This window comes from Rathayibacter sp. PhB186 (assembly GCF_003751825.1).
GTDB classification, from domain to species: Bacteria; Actinomycetota; Actinomycetes; order Actinomycetales; family Microbacteriaceae; genus Rathayibacter; species Rathayibacter festucae.
This window is the reverse complement of record NZ_RJKO01000008.1, coordinates 25,636-48,920: the sequence shown is the minus strand read 5'-3', so window position 1 is coordinate 48,920 and position 23,285 is coordinate 25,636. Positions and strand designations below refer to the sequence as shown.

The window sequence follows — 23,285 nt, the reverse complement described above, 5'->3', positions numbered from 1 at the left end:
GCCCATGCCCGCCGCCCCCGCCCGCGACCGCGTCCTCGACGCGTTCGAGGCCCTGCTGATCGAGCAGGGCGAGCGCTCGGCCACCCTCGACGCCGTCGCGAAGGCCGCCGGAGTCTCCAAGGGCGGGCTGCTGTACCACTTCCCCTCGAAGGACGCCCTCGTCGACGGACTCGTCGGACGGCTCGACGACCGCCTCGCCGAGGACATCGACCGGATCCGCACGTCCGACGAGGGCGTCGTCCCGTACCTGATCCGCACCTCGTTCGCCGCGGACACCCCCTTCGACCGCACCATCCTCGCCGTCTCGCGCGTGGCCCAGGGGCACGACGAGCGCGCGAGCGCCGGCCTCGCCCGCATCCACGACAGCTGGTACGCCGTCGTCGCCGAGGCCGTCGGCGACCCCCTGGTCGCCCGCGCCATCGTCCTGCTGAGCGACGGCCTCTACTACAACTCCGCCCTGCTCCCCACCGGCGACAGCCCCCGCGGCGAGGCCGCCGACGTCCTCGCCGTCATCGCCCGCCTCCTCCCGAGCTGACCCCGGAGGAGCGGCGCCGTCCCCGCCGCCGGTGGAGCGGCCGCATCCGCGACCGTCTGAGGAGCGTCCGCAGTCGCGGCCGCCCGCCCTCGTTGCTGGTCGACCCGCCGTCCGCAGGACGTGGGCATGCTGGTCGACCAGCCGGCCGCAGGCCGTGGAGCATGCTGGTCGAGTAGCCGGCCGCAGGCCGGCGTATCGAGACCCATCACCGCCAGCACGCCGGATCTCGATACGCCCGCTCCGCGGGCTACTCGATCAGCATGCAAGGAGCAGCGGCTGATGCGCCTGCCACGCGCTGCCATGCCATGCCGGCGGGCATGCTGGTCGAGTAGCCGGCCGCAGGCCGGCGTATCGAGACCCGCCGCCTACAGCCGCACGGACCCCTCGATCAGCGTCGCCGTCGCCCCGCCGATCCACACGTCGTCCCCCACGCGCTCCACGAGCACGCGTCCCGCGCGCCCCATCGCCGTCCCCTGCGCCGCGACGTACCGCTCGGGCGCGAGCCCGGCCCCGATCAGCCACTGAGCGATCCCCGCGTTGAGACTCCCCGTCACCGGGTCCTCCGCCACGCCCGCGTCCGGGATGAACGCCCGCACCTCGAAGGCGCACTCCGCACCCGCGGGATGCGGCCCGACGACGCCGACGGCGAGCCCGCCGAGCCGCGCCGAGTCCGGCCGGATCGCGAGAACCCGCTCCGCCGACTCCAGCCGCAGCGCCAGCCAGCCCGGCCCGTTGTCGGCCCACTCGTGCCCGAGGATCTCCTCGCGCGCGAGCCCCAGCGCCGCCGCCGCGCGCGCCAGCGTCGGCTCGTCCACCGGCCCTGTGCGCTGCCGCGGCGGTGCCGCGAACGCGATCGCCCCCGCCGTCACCCGCAGCCGCACGAGCCCGGCCGCGCACTCCTGCACCAGCACCCCGGACTCGCGCGGCACTCCGCCGGCCGCGAGCCACGCGTGCGCACTGCCGAGCGTCGGGTGCCCCGCGAAGGGCAGCTCGCGCCGCGGCGTGAAGATCCGCAGCCGGTAGTCGGCCTCGGGCGACGTCGGCGGCAGCAGGAACGTCGTCTCCGACAGGTTCGTCCAGCGCGCGAACACGGCCATCGACGCGTCGGACACGCCGTCGCCGTCGACGACCACCGCAACCGGGTTGCCGAGGAACGGCTCCGCGCCGAACACGTCGACCTGGGCGAACCTGCGCTCCATGCTGCCGTCTCCTCCGCCGCGCTCGGACCTACTCGGTGATGTCGATCTCCTGCATCAGGTCGGCGTCGATCGCGACGCGGACCTTCTCCAGCAGTCCGTCCGGCGCCGGCGAGTCGATCGTGATCACCGAGAGGGCCTTGCCGCCCGCCTCGGTGCGCGCGATCTGCATGCCCGCGATGTTGACGGAGGCCTCGCCGAACTCGCGGCCGTAGACGGCGACGATCCCGGGACGGTCGACGTAGCTCATCACCACGTGGTGCTTCGCGAGCGGCACCTCGACGTCGTAGCCGTTGATCGCGACGAGCTTCTCGACCTGCTTGGTGCCGGTCAGCGTGCCCGAGACCGAGATCTGCGAGCCGTCCGAGAGGGCGCCGCGGAGCGTGATCACGTTGCGGTACTCGTCCGAGACCGCGTCCGTGATCAGCCGCACCTCGATGCCGCGCTGCTCCGCGAGCACCGGCGCGTTGACGTACGACACCGTCTCCGACACCACGTTGCTGAAGACGCCCTTGAGCGCCGCGAGCTTGAGCACCTTGACGTCGAAGCCGGCCAGCTCGCCGCGCACCTCGACGTCGATCGACGTGACCGGCGAGGCGGCGAGGCCGGAGAAGACCTGGCCCAGCTTCTCGACCAGCGGGATGCCCGGGCGGACGTACGGGTCGATGACGCCGCCGGCGACGTTCACCGCGTCCGGCACGAGCTCGCCCGAGAGCGCGAGCCGCACCGACTTCGCGACCGAGACGCCCGCCTTCTCCTGCGCCTCGTCGGTCGACGCGCCGAGGTGCGGAGTGACGACCACGTTCTCGAGGGCGAGCAGCGGCGAGTCGGTCGGCGGCTCCTTGACGAACACGTCGAGCCCGGCGCCGGCGATGGTCTTCGCGACGAGCGCGCGGTGCAGCGCGTCCTCGTCGATCAGCCCACCGCGGGCGACGTTCACCAGGAAGGCGGTCGGCTTCATCAGCGCGAGCTGCGCGTCCGAGATCATCCCGGTGGTCTCCGGGGTCTTCGGCATGTGGATGGTGATGAAGTCGCTCTGCGCGAGGAGCTCCTCGAGCGGCAGGAGCGTCACGCCGAGCTGCTGCGCGCGGGCGCTGGTGACGTAGGGGTCGTAGGCGACGACGTTCACGCCGAAGGCCTGCAGGCGCGCGGTGATCAGCGCGCCGATGCGGCCCAGGCCGATGATGCCGACGGTCTTCTCGTAGAGCTCGACACCGGTGTACTTCGAGCGCTTCCAGAGACCCTGCGCGAGCGCGCTGTGCGCCGCCGGGATGTGACGGGCGAGGCTCAGGATGTGGCCGACGGTGAGCTCGGCCGCCGAGATGATGTTCGAGGTCGGCGCGTTCACGACCATGACGCCCGCGGCGGTCGCCGCGGTGATGTCGACGTTGTCGAGGCCCACGCCGGCGCGCGCGACGACCTTCAGCGAGGGCGCCGCGGCGATCGCCTCCGCGTCGACCTGCGTCGCGGAGCGGACCAGGATCGCGTCGGCCGAGCCGAGCGCCTCGAGCAGCGCGGGTCGGTCGGTGCCGTCCACGGAGCGGATCTCGAAGTCGGGACCGAGGGCGTCCACGGTGGCGGGCGAGAGTTCTTCGGCGATCAGGACGACCGGCTTAGTCACGAGAGGCGCTTCCTTCGGAGAGGGGACGGAGCGGGCACCGAGCACGAGGGCCGGTGGAGCCCCCGCCACTGTAGCGGAGGCCCGCAGCCGTCCCCGGCCGTGTGACGCCCGGCCTCGACGGCGGGCGCGACGGCGGCCTAGAGCGAGACGAGGCTCTCGAATCCGAGGATCAGCTGCACGTCGAGCGACAGCGCCGCGGAGAGGCAGAGCGCCGCGAACAGCAGCCCGGTCCGCGCCAGGAGCCCGCGCCGGCGGCCGAGCATCAGTGCCAGCACGAAGCAGACCACCGGCAGCGCCAGCCCGAGCAGCAGCACCGTCCAGCCCGTGCCGTTCAGGTCGGTGCCGAGCGTGGCGGCGTAGGTGCGCAGGCCGACGAGGTTGCCGATCCCCTCCCAGACGTCCCAGGCGAAGAAGAGAGCGAAGACCGCGGCGATCAGCACCGAGAGCAGGAGGCGCTTCCGACGGCCGTCACGGTGTCCGGTCCCGCCGAGGGTCGCCTTCACCGTGCTCCCGGTCTCGGCGGAGTCGGTTGCGACGGAGTCGGTCGCGGCGGAGTCGGTCGATGCGCTGTCGCTCATCACGCCCCCTTCAGGAACGGCAGGGGGGCCAGCAGGATCAGCCCGGCGATCAGCCAGAGCACCCGGGTGCGCGTGCGGGCGCTCCGAGTGCCGAGCAGCACGGCGGCGAACCAGGCCGCCGGCCCCGCGACCGCGAGCCAGAGTCCGAGCCCGTAGAGTCCGCCGCCGAGCGGGTCGCCCGCGAACGTGCCGGCGACCGTGGCGTTCTGCCGCGTCGCGGTGATCATCCAGCCGATCGTCCAGAGCAGGTACAGACCCGCGGCGACGCCCATCGCGACCAGCAGCACGGAGGAGGCGGCAGCCGCGTCCGCGGCGTCGCGCTCGTCGTCATCATCCGGGTCGTCGTCCTCCAGCTCGTCGTCGTCCTCGCGGAGCTCCTCCGGCAGCTCGTCGACGTCGCCCTCGCGCGCCTGGCGGATCTCCGGAGCCGAGCGCACCGCACGGGGCGTCCGGCGTCGCACCGGAGCGTCGCCCGCCACCAGGGTGGGGTCGCCGCCCTCGCCCGCCCAGCTGAGCGCGTCGTCGTCCCGGTCGTCCTCGGGTCTGCTGTCGATCACCGCAACACCCTAGCCGCGCGGCCTCGCCGTCGGCTCGGAGCAGCCCGACACCTCCCCGCCACCGCGGCGTCACCGCCCGGCCTCCCCGGCGGGCGACCCTTCGGGGATGGCGGAGCAGTCGGGGACGGACGAGCGCGCGGTGGACGCTGGCCGGCGCCGCTACGTCGCGATCGGCGACTCCTTCACCGAGGGCGTCGGCGACCCGCACCGGCTCCTGCCCAACGGCGTGCGCGGCTGGGCCGACCGCGTGGCCGACCGGCTCGCCCGCGCCGAACCCGGCTGGGAGTACGCCAACCTCGCGATCCGCAGCAAGCGGCTCGCCCAGATCACCGCGGAGCAGCTGACGCCCGCGCTCGAGCTGCGGCCGACCCTCGTCACCCTCTACGCCGGCGGCAACGACATCCTCGACCTCGGCACCGACATGCGCGTGCTGATCGACGGCTACGAGCACCTGGTCGACGCCCTGGCGACGACGGGCGCGTCGCTCGTGCTCTTCACCGGCTTCGACATCCCCGGGCTGCCCGCCCCGCGGATGTTCGTGAAGCGCAACCGCGTCTACAACAGCGCCGTCCGCCGCATCGCCCGCGAGCGCGGCGCCGTCCTCGTCGACTACTGGCGGATGCAGGCGTTCCGCGACGCCGCGATGTGGTCGAGCGACCGGATGCACCTCTCCAAGCGCGGGCACCGCGTGCTCGCCGCGCAGGTGCTGGACGTCCTCGGCGTGCCGCACACCATCTCCGCCGGCCCGTGGGACCCGCCCGAGCCGCTCACGCCGCGCGAGCTGCTGCGCGACCAGTACCGCTGGGCGCACGACTGGGTGCTCCCCCTCGTCGGCCGGAAGATCCGCCGGGTGACCCTGGGCGACCACCTCTCCCCGCGCTGGCCGGAGCCCGTGCTCGTCCCGCCCAAGGGCGGCCTGCGCCGCCTCGCCCGCGACGCCGCCCGCTGACGAGCGTTCACGCACAGAACATCAGCCGAGAGCACTCGTCATCCGCCATCGGCGATGAGCAGCACTCTCCGCTGATGTTCTGCGCGACGAGTCGCCCGATCCCGAAGCGCCGGCCGCTAGGACAGCAGCGGCAGTCCCGCCACCAGCAGCAGCGCCACCGCGAGCATCACGATCGGCGCCACCCGTCCCGCACCCGCGCTCGACGGCGCCGGCCTCCGCGCCGGTCCGGTCAGCCGACGGCGGTCGATCGCCGCCACTCCCCCGCGCACCGACAGCGGTCCTTCCTCGAGATCCCCCGGCCAGCGCTCGACCAGCAGCCCACGGCTCCGAGCCAGGGCGGCGTCGGACGCGCGCAGCACCGCCAGCGGCAGCCCGTTCGCCTGGGACGAGCCGATCCCGGCCGCAGCTCCGGCCGCGACGACGACCGCCGCGGTGACGACGGCCCCCTCCGAGCCCTGCAGGGCGATCGCCGCGATCATCAGCAGCACGCCGGCGAGCGCGAGGACGATGCCGACGAGCGAGAGCGCCGAGAACAGGAGGGAGTGGGCCCGCAGATCCCGCGTGGCCGCCCTCCTCCTCGCCTCGGCCCGTGCCGCACGCGACGGCGCGAGGATGCCGACGAGGTCGGCCGGCGAGAGCGCGTCCTCCGGCAGGCGCACGTCGAACGGCAGATCGGCGGTCTCCGCGAGGTCGTCCCGGCCGAGGTCGGCGGGGACCGGCCACGCGGCGCGGGCGAAGCGGGCTCCCGCGGCCTCCGTCCGTCGCCGCAGGGCGGTGGCGGTCGCCACGAGGACCGTGCCGGTGATCAGCGCGAGCGCGAGGGCCGTGACCGTCCGCAGCGCGACCGGCGCCGACTCGAGGATCCCCCCGGACGCCAGCGCGAGCGCCGCCGCGAGCCCACCGCCGGCCAGCCCGCACAGCACGATCCCCGCCGACACCTCGCACGACAGCCCGTCCCGCGCCGCCGCCACGCCCTCGTCCCACTGCCGCAGCCGCCGTGCCCGTCGCTCCATCCGCCCCACGCTACCCGCGTGCCCCGTGAGCTCCCCCACGGTCCGCCTGCTGATCGAGCAGCCCGTGAAGCGGGCGCATCGAGATCCACCCCCGCCAGAACACGGGCCTGCCGACCTCCATGGACGAACCGCATGCGAGGAACGCCCAGTTTCATGCTGATCGAGTAGCCCGCGCAGCGGGCGTATCGAGATCCACCCCCGCCGGAACGAGGGTCTGCAGACCACCCGCGCCGGCGATGGCGGGTCTCGATACGCCCCTCCGGGGCTGCTCGACCAGCATGCGGACGCGCCGAGCGCCCCCGGACGCGACGGAGCCCCGGCCCCGCCGACGTCCACCGCAGAAGCGGTGTCCGTCGACGGCCCGGGGCTCCGAGGTCCGTCCGAGCGGGCGACTAGCGCGCGACGCTGCCGTCGGTGTAGTCCTCGTCGGTCTGCTTCCAGGCGAAGAGCTTGCGCAGCTCGCGGCCGGTCTCCTCGATCGGGTGCTTCTCGCCCTTGGCGCGCAGCTCCTGGAACTCGGGCGCTCCCGCGTCCTGGTCCGCGATGAAGCGCTTCGCGAAGGCACCGCTCTGGATGTCGCCCAGGACGGCCTTCATGTTCTCCTTGACGCTCGGGTCGATGACGCGGGGGCCCGACACGTAGTCGCCGTACTCGGCCGTGTCGGAGACCGACCAGCGCTGCTTGGCGATGCCGCCCTCCCACATCAGGTCGACGATCAGCTTGAGCTCGTGGAGCACCTCGAAGTAGGCGATCTCGGGCTGGTAGCCGGCCTCGACGAGGGTCTCGAAGCCGTACTGGACGAGCTGCGAGGTGCCGCCGCAGAGCACGGCCTGCTCGCCGAACAGGTCGGTCTCGGTCTCCTCGGTGAAGGTCGTCTTGATGACGCCGGCGCGGGTGCCGCCGATGGCCTTCGCGTAGGACTTCGCGGTCTCCCAAGCGGTGCCGGTCGCGTCGTTCTCGACGGCGATGATGTCCGGGATGCCGCGGCCGGCGACGAACTCGCGGCGCACGGTGTGGCCGGGGGCCTTCGGCGCGATCAGGATCACGTCGACGCCCGCGGGGGCCTCGATGTAGCCGAAGCGGATGTTGAAGCCGTGCGCGAAGGCGAGCGTCTTGCCCTCGGTCAGCTTGTCCGCGATCTGCTCGCTGTAGATGGCGCGCTGGTGCTGGTCCGGCGCGAGGATCATGATCAGGTCGGCCCACTCGGCGGCGTCGGCGACGCTCTTGACCTCGAACCCGTCGTCCTCGGCCTTGGCGGTCGACTTCGACCCCTCCTTGAGAGCGATGACGACCTGGACTCCGGAGTCGCGGAGGTTCTGCGCGTGCGCGTGGCCCTGCGAGCCGTAGCCGACGATCGCGACCTTCTTGGACTGGATGATGGAGAGATCGGCGTCGGCGTCGTAGATGAGCTCGGTCACGTGATGCTTCCTTTTCTGGTTGTGGAGTGGGCGGAGCAGAGGGGACGGCGCGGGGCCGTCAGTTCTTGAAGACGCGCTCGGTGATCGACTTCGAGCCGCGGCCGATGGCCAGCAGGCCCGACTGGGCGATCTCCTTGATCCCGTAGGGCTCGATGACCCGGAGGAACGCGGTGGTCTTGCCGGAGTCGCCGGTGACCTCGATCACCAGGGCGTCGGTCGCGACGTCGACCACGCGGGCGCGGAAGAGGTTCACGGCCTCGAGCACCTGCGAGCGGGTGACGTTGTCGACGCGCACCTTCACGAGCAGGTGCTCGCGGTGCACCGACTGGTCGGGATCGAGCTCGACGATCTTGATGACGTTGATCAGCTTGTTCAGCTGCTTGGTCACCTGCTCGAGCGGCAGGTCCTCGACGTCCACGGCGACCGTGATGCGCGAGAGCCCCTCGAGCTCGGTCGGCCCGACGGCCAGCGACTCGATGTTGAAGCCGCGGCGCGCGAACAGCCCCGCGACGCGGGTGAGCAGTCCCGGCTTGTCCTCGACGAGCAGGGAGAGAACGTGGTGGGTCATGCGGTCTACTCCTCGTCGTCCCAGGTCGGGCTGTGGTCTCTGGCGTACTGGACGTAGCTGTTCGAGACGCCCTGCGGGACCATCGGCCACACCATGGAGTCGCGGCTGACCACGAAGTCGATGACGACCGGCCGGTCGTTGGTGGCGATCGCCAGCTCGATGGCCGCGTCGATCTCCTCCGGCTTGGTGACCCGGATGCCCAGGGCGCCGTAGGCCTCCGCGAGCTTCACGAAGTCCGGCACCCGGACGGTGTCGTGCCCCGTGTTGAGGTCGGTGTTCGAGTAGCGGCCCTCGTAGAACAGGGTCTGCCACTGGCGCACCATGCCGAGCGAGGAGTTGTTGATCACCGCGACCTTGATCGGGATGTCGTTGATCGTGCAGGTGGCGAGCTCCTGATTGGTCATCTGGAAGCAGCCGTCGCCGTCGATCGCCCAGACCGTGCGGTCCGGCTCGCCGACCTTGGCGCCCATCGCCGCGGGCACGGAGTAGCCCATCGTGCCGGCGCCGCCGGAGTTGAGCCACGAGTTGGGGCGCTCGTACTTGATGAACTGCGCCGCCCACATCTGGTGCTGGCCGACACCCGAGGCGAAGACGCCCTCGGGTCCGGTGATCTCGCCGATCCGCTTGATCACGTACTGCGGGGACAGCAGGCCGTCGACCGGCTCGGTGTAGCCGAGCGGGAACTCCTCCTGCAGGCCCTTGAGGTAAGTCCACCAGTCGGCGGTGTCGGGCGCGGCGCCGTCGATCGCCTTCGCGAACGCGTCGGTGAGGTCCGGCAGGACGTCCTTGAGGTCGCCGACGATCGGCACGTCGGCCGTGCGGATCTTGGAGATCTCGGCCGGGTCGATGTCCACGTGCACGACCTTGGCGTTGGGCGCGAAGAGCGCCGCCTTGCCGGTCACCCGGTCGTCGAAGCGCGAGCCGAGCGCGAGGATCAGGTCCGACTCCTGCAGCGCGAGCACCGCGGGGACGGTGCCGTGCATGCCGGGCATGCCCAGCTGCTGCTCGTGCGAGTCCGGGAACGCGCCGCGCGCCATCAGCGTCGTGACGACGGGAGCACCGCAGGCCTCGGCGAATGCCAGGAGCTCGGCAGCCGCACGGGCGCGGATGATGCCGCCGCCGACGTACAGCACGGGCTTCTTCGCCTCGGCCAGCAGCTGCGCCGCGGCCTGGATCTGCTTGCCGTGCGCCTTCGTCACCGGGCGGTAGCCGGGCAGGTCGACCTTCGGCGGCCAGACGAACGGCGCCGCGTCCTGCTGCGCGTCCTTGGTGATGTCGACGAGCACCGGGCCGGGGCGGCCCGTCGTCGCGATCAGCACGGCGGAGGCGAGCGCCGAGGGGATGTCCTCGGGGCGCGTGACCAGGATGGAGTGCTTGGTGATCGGCATCGTGATGCCGACGATGTCCGCCTCCTGGAAGGCGTCGGTGCCCATCAGCGTCGAGAAGACCTGGCCGGTGATCGCGAGCATCGGCACGGAGTCCATGTAGGCGTCCGCGATCGCCGTGACGAGGTTGGTCGCGCCGGGCCCGGAGGTCGCGATGCAGACGCCGAGCTTGCCGGTCGCCGCGGCGTAGCCCTCGGCCGCGTGGCCGGCGCCCTGCTCGTGGCGGACCAGGATGTGGCGGATCTTCGACGAGTCCATCAGCGGGTCGTAGACGGGCAGGATCGCGCCGCCGGGCAGACCGAAGACGTCCTCGATCCCGAGCATCTCGAGCGAGCGGACGACCGCCTGCGCTCCGGTGAGCGACTCGGCGACGGGAGCGACCGCCGGCGCGGACGCGGCGGAGCGGGGTGGCTGGGGGGTCGGGGCGGGAGGCGCGGCGGACGGGTCCGGGGTCATGCGGGTGTCGATTCCTTCGAAGCGGTGTGCGGCGGCGGGCACCGGGGGCTCGGAGTGCGAGCGAGCGGTGCCCGGGAGGCGCGAGTGCGCGGCCGGCCCGAGCGGGCCGGGATCAACCCGTGGTGGCGCCCTCGGCGGCCGAGCGGACGAGCTTGGCGTACTTGGCGAGGACACCGCGGGTGTAGCGCGGAGGGAGAGGCGCCCAGCCTTCTCGGCGGGCGGCGAGCTCGGATTCGTCGACGAGTAGGTCGATCGATCGAGCGGCGATGTCGACCCGAATCGGGTCTCCGTCGCGAACGAATGCGATGGGACCTGCGTCCACCGATTCGGGAGCTATGTGGCCGATGCACAGGCCGGTTGTGCCGCCTGAGAATCGTCCGTCGGTCAACAGTAGTACATCTTTTCCGAGGCCGGCCCCCTTGATGGCGGCGGTGATGGCCAGCATCTCGCGCATGCCCGGGCCGCCCTTGGGGCCCTCGTAGCGGATGACCACCACGTCGCCCTTCGTGATCTCGCCGTCGGTGAGGGCGTCCATCGCGGCGCGCTCGCGCTCGAAGACCCGCGCTGGGCCCTCGAACACGGAGGCGTCGAAGCCGGCCGTCTTGACGACCGCGCCCTCGGGAGCGAGCGAGCCCTTGAGCACGGTCAGTCCGCCGGTGGCGTGGATCGGGTTGTCGAGGGTGCGGATGACCTCGCCGTCCAGCGGCGCGATGTCCATCGCCGCGAGGTTCTCGGCGACGGTCTTCCCGGTGACCGTGAGGCAGTCGCCGTGCAGCAGGCCCGCGTCGAGCAGGGCCTTCATCACGGCGGGGACGCCGCCGTGGCGGTCGACGTCGTTCATCACGTACTTGCCGAACGGCTTGAGGTCACCGATGTGCGGGATCGTGTCGCCGATGCGGTTGAAGTCGTCGATCGTGAGGTCGACCTCCGCCTCGTTCGCGATCGCGAGCAGGTGCAGGATGACGTTGGTCGAGCCGCCGAAGGCCATGGCCACGGCGATCGCGTTCTCGAACGCCTCCTTGGTCAGGATGTCGCGCGCGGTGGTGCCGTTGCGCAGCAGCTCGACGACCGCCTCCCCCGACTTGCGGGCGAAGTAGTCGCGGCGGCGGTCGGCCGCGGCGGGCGACGCGGAGCCGGGCAGGCTCATCCCGAGCGCCTCGGCGACGCTGGCCATGGTGTTCGCGGTGTACATGCCACCGCAGGAGCCCTCGCCCGGGGCGAAGGCGCACTCGATGCGCTTGGCGTCCTCCTCGGACATGATCCCGGCCTTGACGCCGCCGACCGCCTCGAAGGAGTCGATGATCGTGATGTCCTTCTCGGTGCCGTCGGACAGCTTGACCCAGCCCGGCGCGATCGACCCGGCGTAGACGAAGACGGCGGCGAGGTCGAGGCGCGCGGCGGCCATCAGCATGCCGGGCAGCGACTTGTCGCAGCCGGCCAGCATGACGGTGCCGTCGAGGCGCTCGGCCATCATCACGGTCTCGACGGAGTCGGCGATGACCTCGCGTGAGACGAGCGAGAAGTGCATGCCCTCGTGGCCCATCGAGATGCCGTCCGAGACGGAGATGGTGCCGAACTGCAGCGGGTACCCGCCGCCCGAGTGCACGCCCTCCTTCGCGCTGCGCGCGAGGCGCTCCAGCGAGAGGTTGCAGGGGGTGATCTCGTTCCAGGACGACGCGATGCCGATCTGGGGCTTCTCCCAGTCGTCATCGCCCATTCCCACGGCGCGCAGCATCCCGCGCGACGTCGTGGCCTCGATGCCGTCCGTGACGGTGCGCGAACGAGGCTTCCAATCGATTTCCGGCATGTGACGAGGCTACCGCCTCGCACGCGGTGCTCCGGCGCTGCCGAGCGCGTCCCGATCCGACGCGAACGGTCGCGTCCGTCGCCTCGATCCGGCAGCGATGGTCGTGTCAGTGGCCGCGCGCCGACCGTTCGTGACGGATCGACCGGCGCTGGTCAGCTCGCGGTGGCGCGGAAGTCGGCGAGGAGCGACAGCACGTGGGCGATCTGCTCGGGGCCGCGGACGCGGTAGGCGGCGGAGGTCGTGCCGGGACCGCTCTTGACGCCGACGTCGCCGGTGCCGAGGACCGCGAAGGCGTCCTCGTCGGTGACGTCGTCGCCCGCGTAGAGCACGGCGGTCGCGCCGGTGTAGCGGCGCAGGTGCTGCACGGCCTCGCCCTTGGTGGTCGAGCGGACCGAGAACTCGAGGACGTTCTTGCCCTCGCGGACGGTGACGCCCTCGACCTCGGCGCGCGCCTCCGACAGGGCGACGACGTGCGCGACGCGGCTGTGCCGGTCGGTGGCGAGGCGGGTGTGCAGGGCGAAGCCGGCCGGCTTGTCCTCGATCCAGACGTTGTCGATCCCGCGGGCGATGCCCTTCAGCACGTCCTCGAGCACGCCGACCTTCGCCAGCTCGGTCTCGTCGAGGCGGACGGCGTCGTCGCCCGGGTCCAGGCGGATCTCGATGCCGTGCGAGCCGACCAGCAGCGCCTCATCGGGCAGCTGCGCGACCTCCTCGAGGCTCCCGAGCGCACGGCCGGAGACCAGCGCGACGCGGGTGCCGGGCAGCGCGAGCAGCCGGAGCACGGCCTCGCGCGCCTCGGGCAGGGCGCGGGCGTGCGCCGGGTCGTCGACCTCGGGCGCGAGCGTCCCGTCGAAGTCGAGCGCCACCAGCAGGCGTCCGGTCGCGGCGAGCTCGTGCAGCGCGGCGACGAGGCGGTCGGGCACGCCGGGCAGGTGCTCGCCCGGGGTCGGGGTCACGATGGTCATCGCGTCGCCTCCGCCGTCTCGTGGTGCGCGTCCTCGGCCGCGCGACCGCGGACGCCGTCCTCGTGGTGCTCCGCCTCCTGGCCGAGCGGCGCCTCCTGGCCCCGCGCGGCCGGCCGCACGTCGAGCTGCTGGCCCGCGGCGTGCTCGCTCAGCGCGTCGAGGAAGCTCGCCGACCAGCGCGAGACGTCGTTCTCGAGCACCCGGCGGCGCAGCGCCCGCATCCGGCGGCTGCGCTCGGCGCGCGGCATGCGGGCCGCGTTCTCGATGGCGTCCTTGAGCCCGGAGATGTCGTGCGGGTTGATCTGCACGGCCTGCTTGAGCTCGTCCGCCGCACCGGTGAACTCGCTCAGCACGAGCACGCCGTCGTTGTCGAAGCGGGAGGCGACGTACTCCTTGGCGACCAGGTTCATCCCGTCCCGCAGCGCCGTGACCAGCATCACGTCGGCGGCGAGGTAGAGGGCGACCATCTCCTCGCGCGGGTAGCCGTGGTGCAGGTAGCTGATCGCCGGGTTGCCGATCGTGCCGTAGTCGCCGTTGATCCGGCCGACCTGCAGCTCGATGTCGTCCCGCAGCTGCTTGTAGGTCTCGACCCGCTCGCGGCTCGGGCTCGCGACCTGCACGAGCACCGCGTCCTTGGTGCTGAGCCGGCCGTCGGCGAGCAGCTCGCCGAACGCCTTCAGCCGGTGGCCGATGCCCTTGGTGTAGTCGAGGCGGTCGACGCCGAGCATGACGGTCTCGGGGTCGCCCAGATCGGAGCGGATCTGGCGCGCCCGCTCCTGGATCTCGGGGGTGCGCGCCATCGCCTCGAAGGCGGCGGCGTCGATCGAGATCGGGAAGTGCCGGGCGACGACCGGGCGGACGCTGGCGCCGCGGCGCGAGCGGTTGACCCGGCGGGTGCCGTCGACCGCGTCGTCCTCGACCGGCACCTCGACGACGGTGCTGCGGGTGTCGTAGCCGAGCAGGCGGCGGACCGCGCGGAGGAAGCTGCCCGCGTCACCCTGGCGCTGGAAGCCGATGACGTCGGCGCCGAGCAGGCCCTCGACGATCTGCTTGCGCCACGGGAGCTGGGCGAAGATGCCGTAGGGCGGGAACGGGATGTGGTTGAAGAAGCCGATCGTGACGTCCGGGCGCAGCTCGCGGAGCATCTTCGGCACGAGCTGCAGCTGGTAGTCCTGCACCCAGACCACGCCGTCCTGCTCGGTGACCGCGGCGGCGGCCTCGGCGAAGCGGCGGTTCACCCGCACGTAGGCGTCCCACCACTCGCGGTGGTACGTGGGCGGCGCGATCACGTCGTGGTACAGCGGCCAGAGGGTGTCGTTGGAGAAGCCCTCGTAGTAGTCCTCGAGCTCCTGGGCGCTGAGGGCGACCGGGACGATCAGCACGCCGTCGTTCTCGAACGGCGCGACCTCCTCGTCCGCGACCCCGGGCCAGCCGACCCAGGCGCCCTCGTTGGCCCGCATCACGGGCTCGAGCGCGGTGACCAGCCCGCCGGGCGACGTCTTCCACGAGGCCGTGCCGTCGGCGTCGACGACGCGGTCGACCGGGAGGCGGTTGGAGACCACGACGAACGCGTTGCGCGCTCCGGCGGTGTGGTCGGCGGCGGCTGGAGTCGTCCCGTCGGCGCTGTCCTCGAGGGGTGCGGGGGCGGAGGCGGAGTGCGGAGGAATGGTGGTCCCGATCGTCGGTCGTGCCCGTCTTCGTACCCGCCGAGGCTACCAGCCGCACTCGAACGGGGGCCGGGCTCAGCCCTGGGCGAGGGCCAGCGCGAGCACCGCGCCGCCGACCGTCGGCACCACCGCGACGGCGCCGAGCAGCGCGTACTGCCGCCAGGAGATCGTCACGCCGAGCGCGGTCAGCCGCTGGTGCCAGAGCAGGGTGGCGAGCGAGGCCCACGGGGTGATCAGCGGGCCGGCGTTCACGCCGATCAGCAGGGCGACCAGGCGCACCGGGTCGGCGGCGACCGGCTCGAGCGCGAGATAGGCGGGCAGGTTGTCGACGAGGTTCGCGGCCACGACACCGGAGCCCGCGAGCCGGAGCAGCTCGCCCACGCCGGTCCCGTCGCCCGCGACCACGGCGAGCGCCGCGCCCAGCCCGAGCTGGTGCGCCGCCTCCATCACGACGAAGAGACCGGAGGCGAAGACGACCAGCTGCCACGGCAGCAGCGAGACCTTCAGCGCGGACGGCCGCCGCACCGCGAAGAGCACGACGAGGGCGAGCGCCGCGACGGCCGCGGGGATCCACACCTCGAGCCCGGAGACGAGGGCGGGCAGCAGCAGCGCGACGACGACGCCGGCGCCGATCAGCAGGACGCGGTCCTCGACCGGGGTCCGCTCCCCCGTCCGGTAGCGGCCGGCCAGCTCGCGGCGGTAGCGGATCGCGAGCACGAGCACCGGGACCACGGCGGCGACGAGCGCGGGCGCGGCGGTCAGCGCGGCGAAGGCGAGCGGCCCGTCGACGCCGAGCCGCCTCTCTGCCAGGAGGTTGGTGAGGTTCGACACAGGGAGCAGCAGGGAGGCGCAATTGGCGAGCCAGACGGTCGCCATCGCGAACGGCAGCGGCGACACCCGGACGTGCGCGGCAAGCAGCACGACCACCGGCGTGAGCAGCACGGCGGTCGTGTCGAGGGAGAGGAAGACGGTGCTGACGATCGCCATCGCGACGACCAGGAGCCAGAGCAGCGCGGTCCGCCCGCGGCCCCAGATCGCCGCCCGCTCCGCCACGACCGTGAAGACTCCGGCCTCGGAGGCCAGCTCCGCCACCACGGTGACGGCGACCACGAAGGCCAGGATCGGCGCCGTGCGCTCGACCAGCTCGCCGAGCGCGTCCATCGGCAGGACCCCGGCGAGAGCGGCGATCACGCCGAGCACGAGGAGCACCGCCCCGATCACAGCCGTGCGCATCTCGTATCCGTTCTCCTCGGTCCGTGCCGCGGCCCGGCGCCGAGCAGCGGTTCACCGTAGCGGGCGACACCGACGACGGAGCCGTCCGCTGGCCGTCGGCGGTGTCAACCGTTGGGAGGGAACGGGGCCGGGCCACTAGCGTCGTGGTGAACACAGGAGGCAATCGATGCGCAAGTTCATCCTCAATTCCAGCGTCATCAGCGCGATCGTCGGAGGCTGGTCCATCCTGCAGACGACGCGCAAGGGTCCGCGCGACTGGCGGCTGGCCCTGCAGTGGGTCAGCTGGGCGATCGCTCTCGCGGTCGCCATCGGCTCGGTCTCCTACGACTCGAAGGAGCTCGTCAAGGAGCAGAACGGCAAGAAGCGCGACCGCTGACCGCCTTCTGACACGCCGCGAGCCACCGGCCGCGGCGTGTCAGCGCGCTCCGGCGCCGTCGCCCCTGGACACTGGAGTCTCAGCACGCGGCACGGGAAACGGGGTTCGTCATGAGGTTTCGTCTGAGGCGCCGTCAGCCGGCCCCCGAGGTCGTCGCGGCCCCCGCGCTCACGCAGGACGAGCTCTTCGCCGTCGTGCACGAGCGCCTCTCCGCCTTCGTCGGCGCCGAGGGCGCCTGGGTCGTCACCCGGCGCAGCCATGACGACCGCGACCCGATCTTCCACGGGATGCTCGCCCGCTCGCTCGCCCACGAGCTGTCCGCCACCATCCAGGCCGAGCAGCTGCGCGCCGGCGTCGAGGCCACCGCCAACCCGGTCACCTCCGCCATCCCGGTCATGCGCGCCTCCACTCCCCCCGTCACCGCGGAGCCGGCCGCCCCCGTCGCCGAGCCCGTCGCCCTCACCTGGGACCCGAAGCCGATCGCCGTCTGGGCCGAGCCCGACGCCGCCTCCGTCGCGACCCCGGCCGACGCCACCCGCTGACCCGTCGGCCCCCTGCCTGCTGATCGAGTAGCCCTCGCAGAGGGCGCCACTCATGCTGATCGAGTAGCCCTCGCAGAGGGCGTATCGAGATCCCCCCCTGAGCACGTGGGGTCTCGATACGCCGCTCCGCGGCTACTCGACCAGCATGGGCTGCCTCAGAGCACGTCGAGGATGTCGTTCTTCAGCGCCTCCGCGCGGGGGCCGAAGACCGCCTGGACGCTCTCGCCGACCTCCAGCACGCCGGCCGCGCCGAGAGCCTTCAGCCGTGCGGGATCGACCAGCGCCCGGTCGCCGACCTGGACGCGCAGCCGCGTGATGCACGCGTCGACGTGGACGAGATTCCCGCGCCCACCGAAGGCCGCGATGAGCGACTCGGCCTCGGACTCCGGCGGTTCGTTCGACGCGGAGGTCGGCTCCGCCACGACCGCGGCAGGTTCGCCCACGTCCACTCCGGAGACGACCTCCTCCCGGCCCGGCGTGCGGAGGTTCCACCTCCGGATGACGACCCGGAACAGCAGGTAGTACACGCCGGAGTACACGACTCCCATCACCACGAGCAGCCCCACGTTCTTCGCGGCCGGCGCCGTGCCGTAGAGAAGCAGGTCGACGAGCCCGGCCGAGAACGAGAAGCCGAGGTGGATGTCGAGGAGGTCAGCGATCGCGAGGGACAGCCCGGTCAGCACGGCGTGCACCACGTAGAGCGGGAACGCCGCGAACATGAACGCGAACTCCAGCGGCTCCGTGATGCCGGTGAGGAAGGCGGTCAGCCCGGCGGCACCGAGGATGCCGATCGCGGCCGCGCGCTGCGAGCGGTTCGACACGTGGATCATCGCCAGCGCCGCCGCCGGGAGTCCGAACATGAGCACCGGGTAGAAGCCCGAGGTGAGCGCGCCGGCCGTCGGGTCGCCCGCGGCGAAGCGCGTCAGCTCCCCCGTGACGACGCCGCCGTCGGCGTTCGCGTAGGAGCCCTGGAGGAACCAGACGTACGAGTTGAGGATGTGGTGCAGCCCCAGCGGGATCAGCATGCGGTTGGCGAAGCCGTAGACGAAGGCGCCGAGCGCCCCGGTGCCGCCGATGAAGGCGCCGAGACCGGTGAGGCCGGACTCGAAGACCGGGTAGAACCAGCTCAGACCGAAGCCGACGACGAGGCACGCGAGCGAGACGACGATCGGGACGAACCGCCGGCCGCTGAAGAAACCGAGGTAGGCGGGGAGCGCGATGGTGTGGAACCGGTCGAACAGCACGGCCGTGAGCAGACCGACCACGATCCCGCCGAAGACGCTGTAGTCGATCTGCACCTGGTCGCCGGCGGCCGTCGTCCGCCCCGCCAGGACGATCGGCGACAGGACGGTGAAGACCTTCGCGAGCACGAGGTGGCCGACGACGGCCGCGAGAGCGGTCGACCCGTCCGGCTTCCTGGTGAACCCGATGGCGACGCCGACGGCGAACAGCAGGGCCAGGTTCTCGAAGAGGGCACCGCCCGCCGCGCTCATCGCCTGGAAGAACGGGCCGATCACGGGCAGATCGATCCGCCCGAGCAGGTCGGGCTGTCCGATCCGGAGGAGGAGTCCGGCCGCGGGGAGCACCGCGATCGGGAGCATGAGGCTCTTGCCGAGGCGCTGCAGACCCGCGAAGCCGGGGACGACGAGTCGTCGACGCGAGGCGGGCGCGCTCCGAGTGCGGGCGGTCATGCGGACAGCAGAGGATCACCGGCGAGGACGGACGCGCCGTCCTCCACGAGGGCGTCGACGTGGTCCGCGGTCCGCTCCAGCACCACCACGGGCACCACCGTCGGGAGTCCCGCAGCGAGGATCGCCGGGACGTCGTACTCCAGGACCGGGGTCCCCGCCTCGACGCGGTCGCCCTTGGCGGCGAGGACCGTGAAGCCGGCGCCCTTCAGCCCCACCGTGTCGATCCCGAGGTGGACGAGCACCGCTCGTCCGCTGTCCGCGACGACCACGAACGCGTGCGGCAGCACCTGGAGCAGGACCCCGCGGACCGGCGAGAGGACCTCGACGCGCTCCGCGGGAGGCTCGATCGCCATTCCGGCTCCCATCACGCCGGCCGCGAAGAGCTGATCGGGGACGGCCGAGAGGGGCACGGCGCGCCCGGCGAGTGGGGACAGGACGACGACCACGGGGACTCCCTCGAACCGGAGACCGGCGCGCACTCGGCACCGGTCGCCGATCACAGTAGGTCGGGGCGGAGCCCGGCCGTGCTGTGGCGCGAAACGCCCTGCGCGCCTGCCGACGGGTCTCGATACGCCGCTCCGCGGCTACTCGATCACCATGCCCCCCCCTGCTGATCGATCAGCACTGCAGAGGGCGTCTCCGCTTCATGCTGATCGAGTAGCCCTCGCAGAGGGCGTATCGAGATCCCGCGCGCTCAGACCGCCGGCCAGCGCTCCGGGCCCTCGCTGCCGGCCGGGTACTCGTCCAGCGGCACGTCGTCGGCGCGCCAGGCGTCGATCGCGGGCTGGACGATGCGCCAGCACTCCTCGGCCGCGTCGCCGCGGACCGAGAGCGACGGGTCGTCGTCGAGGATCCCCGAGATGACCTCGCCGTACGCCAGCAGCTCCCCCGCACCGAAGGTCGCCTCGAGCGACGCGCGCTCGAGCGTGTACGGGTCGCCCGGGCCGTTGATGTTCAGCTCCAGCGCCATCTGGTCCGGCGCGAGGAACAGCCGCAGCACCGACGCCTCCGCCGTCCCGTGGAAGCCGGCCGGCAGGTGCGGCACCGGCTTGAAGCGGATGACGATCTCGCGCCGCCGCTCCCCCAGCGCCTTGCCCGAGCGCAGCGTGAACGGCACGCCCGCCCAGCGCCAGGTGTCGATCTCGACGGTCAGCTCGGCCAGCGTCTCGGTCTTGCGCGACGGGTCGACGCCCTTCTCGTCCGTGTAGGCGGGGAGCTCGCGCCCGTCGACCGAGCCGGCGGTGTAGCGCGCCCGGCGCGAGTTCGCGCTCAGGTCCTCGCCGTGCAGCCGCGTCGCCCGCAGCACGATGCCCTTGGCGTCGCGCAGGTCCGCCGCGCCGAGGGTCGACGGCGGCTCCATCGCGACGACCGCCAGCACCTGCAGCAGGTGGCTCTGGATCATGTCGATCAGCGCACCCGCGCCGTCGTAGTAGCCCGCGCGCCCCTCCAGGCCCAGCTGCTCGTCGTAGACGATGGCGACGCTCTCGATGTGCTCCGCGGACCACAGCGGCTCGAGGATCCGGTTCGCGAAGCGCAGCCCGAGCAGGTTCATGACGGTCGCACGGCCGAGGAAGTGGTCGACGCGGTGCACCCGGTCCTCGGGGACGAGCGCGGCGACGCGCGCGTTCAGGTCCCTGGCGCTCTTCTCGTCGGTGCCGAACGGCTTCTCGAGCGCGAGCACCGTCCCCTCCGGCAGCTCGTGCGCGGCGAGCGCGTCGCAGGCCTTCGCAGCGATCGCCGGCGGCAGGGCGAAGTAGATCGCGACGGGTCCCTCGCAGCTCGCGAGCAGCGCGGCGAGCGCCTCCGGATCCGTCACGTCCACCTGCTGGTAGCGCGTGCCCGAGACGAGGGCGTCGATGCCGGCACCCGAGGCGGTCTCCGTGGCGAACGACGTGGACACGACCTCGTGCCAGTGCTCCTGCGTCCAGTCCTCCTGACCGGCGCCGACGAGGTGCAGGCGGCGATCGGGCTCGCGGGTCAGGAGCTGACCGACAGCGGGGAGGAGCAGGCGGGCGGACAGGTCGCCCGTCGCACCGAGGATGAGCAGCGTGTGGACCGACTGAGGCATGCGCCACACCCTACGGCGCCCCCGCCGACCGTTTCCCGGCCTTGACGGCGGTGCGCCCCGGCCGGCCGGACCCGCCCGCTCGCAGGAGCGCCCAGTGTTCTGCTGCCAGGATCAGCCCATGGTCTCCCCGATCGAGGACTACGCCGTCCTCTCCGACTGCCGCACCGCCGCTCTCGTCTCCCGTGACGGCGGCATCGACTGGCTCTGCCTCCCCCGCTTCGACTCCGCGTCGATCTTCGGCGCGCTCCTCGGCGGTGACGATCAGGGCCGCTGGTCGCTCCGGCCGGTGGACGCGGAGGCGACCGTCGAGCGGCACTACCTCGGCGACACCCTCGCCCTCGTCACCACCTGGACCACCGCGACCGGCGTCGTCGAGGTCACCGACGTGATGCCGCTCCGTGACGACCGCGCCGAGCTGGTCCGCCGCGTGAAGGGCGTGTCCGGCTCGGTGCGGATGCGCCAGGAGCTGCGGATCCGGTTCGACTACGCCCGCACGATGCCGTGGGTGCGCCAGGAGGGCACGGACGAGGATCCGCTGCTGGTCGCCGTCGCCGGCCCGGATGCGGTCGTCGTCCGCGGCGTGCGTCTCTCGGCGACCGACCACGTGCACTCCGCCGAGTTCGACGTCGCGCCCGGCGAGACGGTCGACCTCTCGATGGCCTGGTTCCCCTCGCACCAGCGCGCCCCGAAGGTGCTCGACGTCGACAAGGCGATCGAGCGCACGGTCCGCTGGTGGACGGACTGGGCCGGCGCGATCCGCTACGACGGCCCGCACCGCGAGGCCGTGGTCCGCTCGCTGCTCACGCTGCGCGCCCTCACCGACGACCAGACCGGCGGCATCGTCGCCGCCGCGACCACCTCCCTCCCCGAGGAGTTCGGCGGCAGCCGCAACTGGGACTACCGCTACGTCTGGCTCCGCGACGCGTCCCTCACCCTCGAGGCCCTGCTCGCGCACGGCTTCGAGAAGGAGGCGCAGAAGTGGCGCGCCTGGCTGCTCCGGGCGGTCGCCGGCGCCCCGGAGGACGTGCAGATCATGTACGGCCTGGCCGGCGAGCGCGACCTGGCCGAGCGGGAGATGCCGAGCCTGCCCGGCTACGACGGCGCCTCCCCCGTGCGGATCGGCAATGCGGCGGTCGACCAGTACCAGGCCGACGTGATCGGCGAGGTGATGGTGGCGCTGCACGAGGCGCGAGTGGCCGGAGTGGACGAGAACGAGTTCTCCTGGCCGCTGCAGCGCGCGCTGCTCGGCTTCGTCGAGAGCAACTGGCAGCGGCCCGACAACGGCATCTGGGAGATCCGCGGCGAGCCCCGGCACTTCACCCACTCCCGGGTGATGGTCTGGGCGGCGCTGGACCGCGGCGTCCGCGCCGTCCGCGAGCACGGGCTCGACGGCCCGGTCGAGACCTGGGAGCGGCTGCGCGACACCGTCCGCGCCGAGATCGAGGAGCAGGGCTTCGACTCCGAGCGCGGCCACTACGTGCAGTCCTACGGCTCCACCGAGGTGGACGCCTCGCTGCTCGTGCTGCCGATGGTCGGCTTCGTCGCCGCCGACGACCCGCGGATGCTCGGCACGGTCGCCGAGCTCGAGCGGGCGCTGATGCACGACGGCCTGCTGCACCGCTACCGCACCGAGTCCTCGGTCGACGGCCTGGCGGGCGGGGAGCACCCGTTCCTGGCCTGCTCGTTCTGGCTGGTGCGGCAGTACGCCGACTCCGGCCGTCTCGACGACGCCCGCGCCCTGATGGACCGCCTGGTCGGGCTCTGCAACGACGTCGGCCTGCTCTCGGAGGAGTACGACGTCGAGAACCGGCGCCATGCGGGCAACACTCCGCAGGCGCTCTCGCACCTCGCGCTCGTCCAGGCCGCCGACGCGATCGCGCGGCACCGATGAGCGCGCGCAGGGCGGCGCCGCGCCGGCGCCGCCCGCTGCGGATCGTCCTCGTGAGCATCGGCGCCCTCGTCGCCGTCGCCGTCCTCGGCTTCCTGACCTGGTCCTCGATCGTGATGGGCCCCGATCCGGAGGCGCTCGCCCGCGTCGACGCGGACCCGGCGGTCGCCGTCGAGCGCACCGACACCGCGATCGTGCTCACCCCGACGGACGACGCGGGCACCGACCTCGACGGCGTCGGCCTCGTCTTCGTCCCCGGCGCCAAGGTCGACGCGGCCTCCTACGAGGCGACCCTCGCGCCGCTCGTCGAGGAGGGCGCGAGCGTGGTGATCACCCGGCCGATCCTCAACCTGGCGTTCTTCGATCTGCGCTCGCTCGAGAGCTTCACCGCGCAGGCCGACGGCGTCGACGAGTGGCTGGTCGGCGGCCACTCCCTGGGCGGCGTGAAGGCCTGCCAGTGGGGCGAGGACCCCGAGGTCGCGGGCCTCGTGCTCTTCGGCAGCTACTGCGCGAACGACCTCTCCGCGTCGGGACTGCCGGTGCTGAGCGTGAGCGGCTCGGAGGACGGCCTGAGCACCCCGGCGAAGGTCGCCGCGGCGAGCGACCAGCTGCCCGCCGACGCGCGCTTCGTCGAGATCGACGGGTCGAACCACGCCGACTTCGGCTGGTACGGCCCGCAGCCGGGCGACGGCACGGCCACGATCAGCCACGAGGAGGCCGACGCGCAGATCGCCGAGGCGCTGCTCACCTTCGCGGGCGAGCGCGGTTAGGC

Annotated in this window: 21 protein-coding genes; 6 read left to right on the top strand and 15 right to left on the bottom strand. The window is 72.6% G+C overall.

The window, feature by feature from the left end:
* Positions 1 to 4: 4 nt before the first annotated feature.
* Entirely contained in the window at positions 5 to 535 is a 531-nt protein-coding gene (locus EDF45_RS17160) for a TetR/AcrR family transcriptional regulator (protein ID WP_123447970.1), read from the top strand.
* A 365-nt stretch (positions 536 to 900) separates the two neighbouring features.
* On the opposite strand, the gene EDF45_RS17155 is transcribed toward EDF45_RS17160, so the two are convergent.
* The 4 genes from EDF45_RS17155 to EDF45_RS21390 form a co-directional block, all read right to left on the bottom strand.
* Positions 901 to 1,734 (bottom strand): PhzF family phenazine biosynthesis protein, encoded by an 834-nt coding sequence (locus EDF45_RS17155; RefSeq protein WP_123737264.1) that lies wholly within the window; start codon positions 1,732 to 1,734, stop codon positions 901 to 903.
* 28 nt (positions 1,735 to 1,762) lie between these two features.
* Positions 1,763 to 3,352: a phosphoglycerate dehydrogenase gene (serA, locus tag EDF45_RS17150; protein WP_123447972.1), complete on the bottom strand. Its 1,590-nt coding sequence runs from the start codon at positions 3,350 to 3,352 to the stop codon at positions 1,763 to 1,765.
* A gap of 137 nt (positions 3,353 to 3,489) precedes the next feature.
* On the bottom strand, positions 3,490 to 3,930 hold the full coding sequence (locus EDF45_RS17145; protein ID WP_123737265.1) for a hypothetical protein: 441 nt from the start codon (positions 3,928 to 3,930) through the stop codon (positions 3,490 to 3,492).
* Positions 3,930 to 4,487, bottom strand: a complete 558-nt coding sequence (locus EDF45_RS21390; protein ID WP_185020245.1) for a hypothetical protein — start codon at positions 4,485 to 4,487, stop codon at positions 3,930 to 3,932. Before EDF45_RS21390 ends, EDF45_RS17145 begins: the two co-directional genes overlap by 1 nt.
* Positions 4,488 to 4,593: 106 nt before the next feature.
* Between EDF45_RS21390 and EDF45_RS17130 the strand changes: the two genes are divergently transcribed.
* On the top strand, positions 4,594 to 5,436 hold the full coding sequence (locus tag EDF45_RS17130) for an SGNH/GDSL hydrolase family protein (protein ID WP_123737266.1): 843 nt from the start codon (positions 4,594 to 4,596) through the stop codon (positions 5,434 to 5,436).
* Between the two features lie 116 nt (positions 5,437 to 5,552).
* Here the strand turns inward: EDF45_RS17130 and EDF45_RS17125 are convergent, their stop codons facing one another.
* The 8 genes from EDF45_RS17125 to EDF45_RS17090 all read right to left on the bottom strand — a co-directional run bounded on the left by EDF45_RS17125 (position 5,553) and on the right by EDF45_RS17090 (position 15,948).
* Positions 5,553 to 6,449, bottom strand: coding sequence for a hypothetical protein (locus EDF45_RS17125; RefSeq protein WP_148060322.1), 897 nt, complete (start codon positions 6,447 to 6,449; stop codon positions 5,553 to 5,555).
* Positions 6,450 to 6,841: 392 nt separating this feature from the next.
* Positions 6,842 to 7,867, bottom strand: coding sequence for a ketol-acid reductoisomerase (ilvC, locus tag EDF45_RS17120; protein ID WP_123737268.1), 1,026 nt, complete (start codon positions 7,865 to 7,867; stop codon positions 6,842 to 6,844).
* 58 nt (positions 7,868 to 7,925) lie between these two features.
* Positions 7,926 to 8,435: an acetolactate synthase small subunit gene (gene ilvN / locus EDF45_RS17115; RefSeq protein ID WP_123447978.1), complete on the bottom strand. Its 510-nt coding sequence runs from the start codon at positions 8,433 to 8,435 to the stop codon at positions 7,926 to 7,928.
* A 5-nt stretch (positions 8,436 to 8,440) separates the two neighbouring features.
* Positions 8,441 to 10,276, bottom strand: a complete 1,836-nt coding sequence (locus EDF45_RS17110) for an acetolactate synthase large subunit (protein WP_123737269.1) — start codon at positions 10,274 to 10,276, stop codon at positions 8,441 to 8,443.
* 112 nt (positions 10,277 to 10,388) lie between these two features.
* Positions 10,389 to 12,083 (bottom strand): dihydroxy-acid dehydratase, encoded by a 1,695-nt coding sequence (gene ilvD, locus EDF45_RS17105; RefSeq protein ID WP_123734025.1) that lies wholly within the window; start codon positions 12,081 to 12,083, stop codon positions 10,389 to 10,391.
* A gap of 152 nt (positions 12,084 to 12,235) precedes the next feature.
* Positions 12,236 to 13,048 carry a trehalose-phosphatase gene (gene otsB / locus EDF45_RS17100; RefSeq protein ID WP_123737270.1) on the bottom strand — a complete coding sequence of 271 codons (813 nt, stop codon included), beginning with the start codon at positions 13,046 to 13,048 and terminating at the stop codon, positions 12,236 to 12,238.
* The gene (locus EDF45_RS17095) at positions 13,045 to 14,610 is read right to left on the bottom strand and encodes a trehalose-6-phosphate synthase (RefSeq protein ID WP_123737271.1); all 1,566 of its coding nucleotides are present in this window, start codon (positions 14,608 to 14,610) and stop codon (positions 13,045 to 13,047) included. The genes otsB and EDF45_RS17095 overlap by 4 nt, the downstream gene beginning before the upstream one ends.
* Before the next feature lie 180 nt (positions 14,611 to 14,790).
* Complete coding sequence (locus tag EDF45_RS17090) at positions 14,791 to 15,948, bottom strand: SLC13 family permease (protein WP_123737272.1); 1,158 nt, start codon at positions 15,946 to 15,948, stop codon at positions 14,791 to 14,793.
* Positions 15,949 to 16,114: 166 nt separating this feature from the next.
* Between EDF45_RS17090 and EDF45_RS17085 the strand changes: the two genes are divergently transcribed.
* The gene (locus EDF45_RS17085; protein ID WP_123447985.1) at positions 16,115 to 16,324 is read left to right on the top strand and encodes a hypothetical protein; all 210 of its coding nucleotides are present in this window, start codon (positions 16,115 to 16,117) and stop codon (positions 16,322 to 16,324) included.
* 110 nt (positions 16,325 to 16,434) lie between these two features.
* On the top strand, positions 16,435 to 16,866 hold the full coding sequence (locus tag EDF45_RS17080) for a hypothetical protein (protein ID WP_123737273.1): 432 nt from the start codon (positions 16,435 to 16,437) through the stop codon (positions 16,864 to 16,866).
* Positions 16,867 to 17,021: 155 nt separating this feature from the next.
* On the opposite strand, the gene EDF45_RS17075 is transcribed toward EDF45_RS17080, so the two are convergent.
* From EDF45_RS17075 to EDF45_RS17065, 3 genes are all read right to left on the bottom strand, one after another.
* On the bottom strand, positions 17,022 to 18,557 hold the full coding sequence (locus tag EDF45_RS17075) for a PTS transporter subunit EIIC (RefSeq protein WP_123737274.1): 1,536 nt from the start codon (positions 18,555 to 18,557) through the stop codon (positions 17,022 to 17,024).
* Positions 18,554 to 19,003 carry a PTS glucose transporter subunit IIA gene (locus EDF45_RS17070; protein WP_123737308.1) on the bottom strand — a complete coding sequence of 150 codons (450 nt, stop codon included), beginning with the start codon at positions 19,001 to 19,003 and terminating at the stop codon, positions 18,554 to 18,556. Before EDF45_RS17070 ends, EDF45_RS17075 begins: the two co-directional genes overlap by 4 nt.
* Before the next feature lie 248 nt (positions 19,004 to 19,251).
* Complete coding sequence (locus tag EDF45_RS17065) at positions 19,252 to 20,625, bottom strand: glucose-6-phosphate dehydrogenase (protein ID WP_185020244.1); 1,374 nt, start codon at positions 20,623 to 20,625, stop codon at positions 19,252 to 19,254.
* 118 nt (positions 20,626 to 20,743) lie between these two features.
* Here EDF45_RS17065 and EDF45_RS17060 point away from each other — a divergent pair, with 118 nt between their 5' ends.
* Positions 20,744 to 22,516, top strand: a complete 1,773-nt coding sequence (locus EDF45_RS17060; protein WP_123737276.1) for a glycoside hydrolase family 15 protein — start codon at positions 20,744 to 20,746, stop codon at positions 22,514 to 22,516.
* Entirely contained in the window at positions 22,513 to 23,283 is a 771-nt protein-coding gene (locus EDF45_RS17055; protein WP_123737277.1) for an alpha/beta hydrolase, read from the top strand. Before EDF45_RS17060 ends, EDF45_RS17055 begins: the two co-directional genes overlap by 4 nt.
* Positions 23,284 to 23,285: the final 2 nt, after the last annotated feature.

Excerpts from the sequence above, each read along its gene's own strand:
- EDF45_RS17075 (WP_123737274.1), bottom strand. The coding sequence starts at position 18,557 with ATGACCGCCCGCACTCGGAGCGCGCCCGCCTCGCGTCGACGACTCGTC.
- ilvN (WP_123447978.1), bottom strand. The coding sequence starts at position 8,435 with ATGACCCACCACGTTCTCTCCCTGCTCGTCGAGGACAAGCCGGGACTG.
- EDF45_RS17085 (WP_123447985.1), top strand. The coding sequence starts at position 16,115 with ATGCGCAAGTTCATCCTCAATTCCAGCGTCATCAGCGCGATCGTCGGA.
- EDF45_RS17110 (WP_123737269.1), bottom strand. The coding sequence starts at position 10,276 with ATGACCCCGGACCCGTCCGCCGCGCCTCCCGCCCCGACCCCCCAGCCA.
- EDF45_RS17060 (WP_123737276.1), top strand. The coding sequence starts at position 20,744 with ATGGTCTCCCCGATCGAGGACTACGCCGTCCTCTCCGACTGCCGCACC.
- EDF45_RS17145 (WP_123737265.1), bottom strand. The coding sequence starts at position 3,930 with ATGAGCGACAGCGCATCGACCGACTCCGCCGCGACCGACTCCGTCGCA.
- otsB (WP_123737270.1), bottom strand. The coding sequence starts at position 13,048 with ATGACCATCGTGACCCCGACCCCGGGCGAGCACCTGCCCGGCGTGCCC.
- EDF45_RS17055 (WP_123737277.1), top strand. The coding sequence starts at position 22,513 with ATGAGCGCGCGCAGGGCGGCGCCGCGCCGGCGCCGCCCGCTGCGGATC.
- EDF45_RS17160 (WP_123447970.1), top strand. The coding sequence starts at position 5 with ATGCCCGCCGCCCCCGCCCGCGACCGCGTCCTCGACGCGTTCGAGGCC.
- EDF45_RS17125 (WP_148060322.1), bottom strand. The coding sequence starts at position 6,449 with ATGGAGCGACGGGCACGGCGGCTGCGGCAGTGGGACGAGGGCGTGGCG.
- EDF45_RS17130 (WP_123737266.1), top strand. The coding sequence starts at position 4,594 with ATGGCGGAGCAGTCGGGGACGGACGAGCGCGCGGTGGACGCTGGCCGG.
- EDF45_RS17155 (WP_123737264.1), bottom strand. The coding sequence starts at position 1,734 with ATGGAGCGCAGGTTCGCCCAGGTCGACGTGTTCGGCGCGGAGCCGTTC.
- EDF45_RS17090 (WP_123737272.1), bottom strand. The coding sequence starts at position 15,948 with ATGCGCACGGCTGTGATCGGGGCGGTGCTCCTCGTGCTCGGCGTGATC.
- ilvD (WP_123734025.1), bottom strand. The coding sequence starts at position 12,083 with ATGCCGGAAATCGATTGGAAGCCTCGTTCGCGCACCGTCACGGACGGC.
- EDF45_RS17065 (WP_185020244.1), bottom strand. The coding sequence starts at position 20,625 with ATGCCTCAGTCGGTCCACACGCTGCTCATCCTCGGTGCGACGGGCGAC.
- EDF45_RS17080 (WP_123737273.1), top strand. The coding sequence starts at position 16,435 with ATGAGGTTTCGTCTGAGGCGCCGTCAGCCGGCCCCCGAGGTCGTCGCG.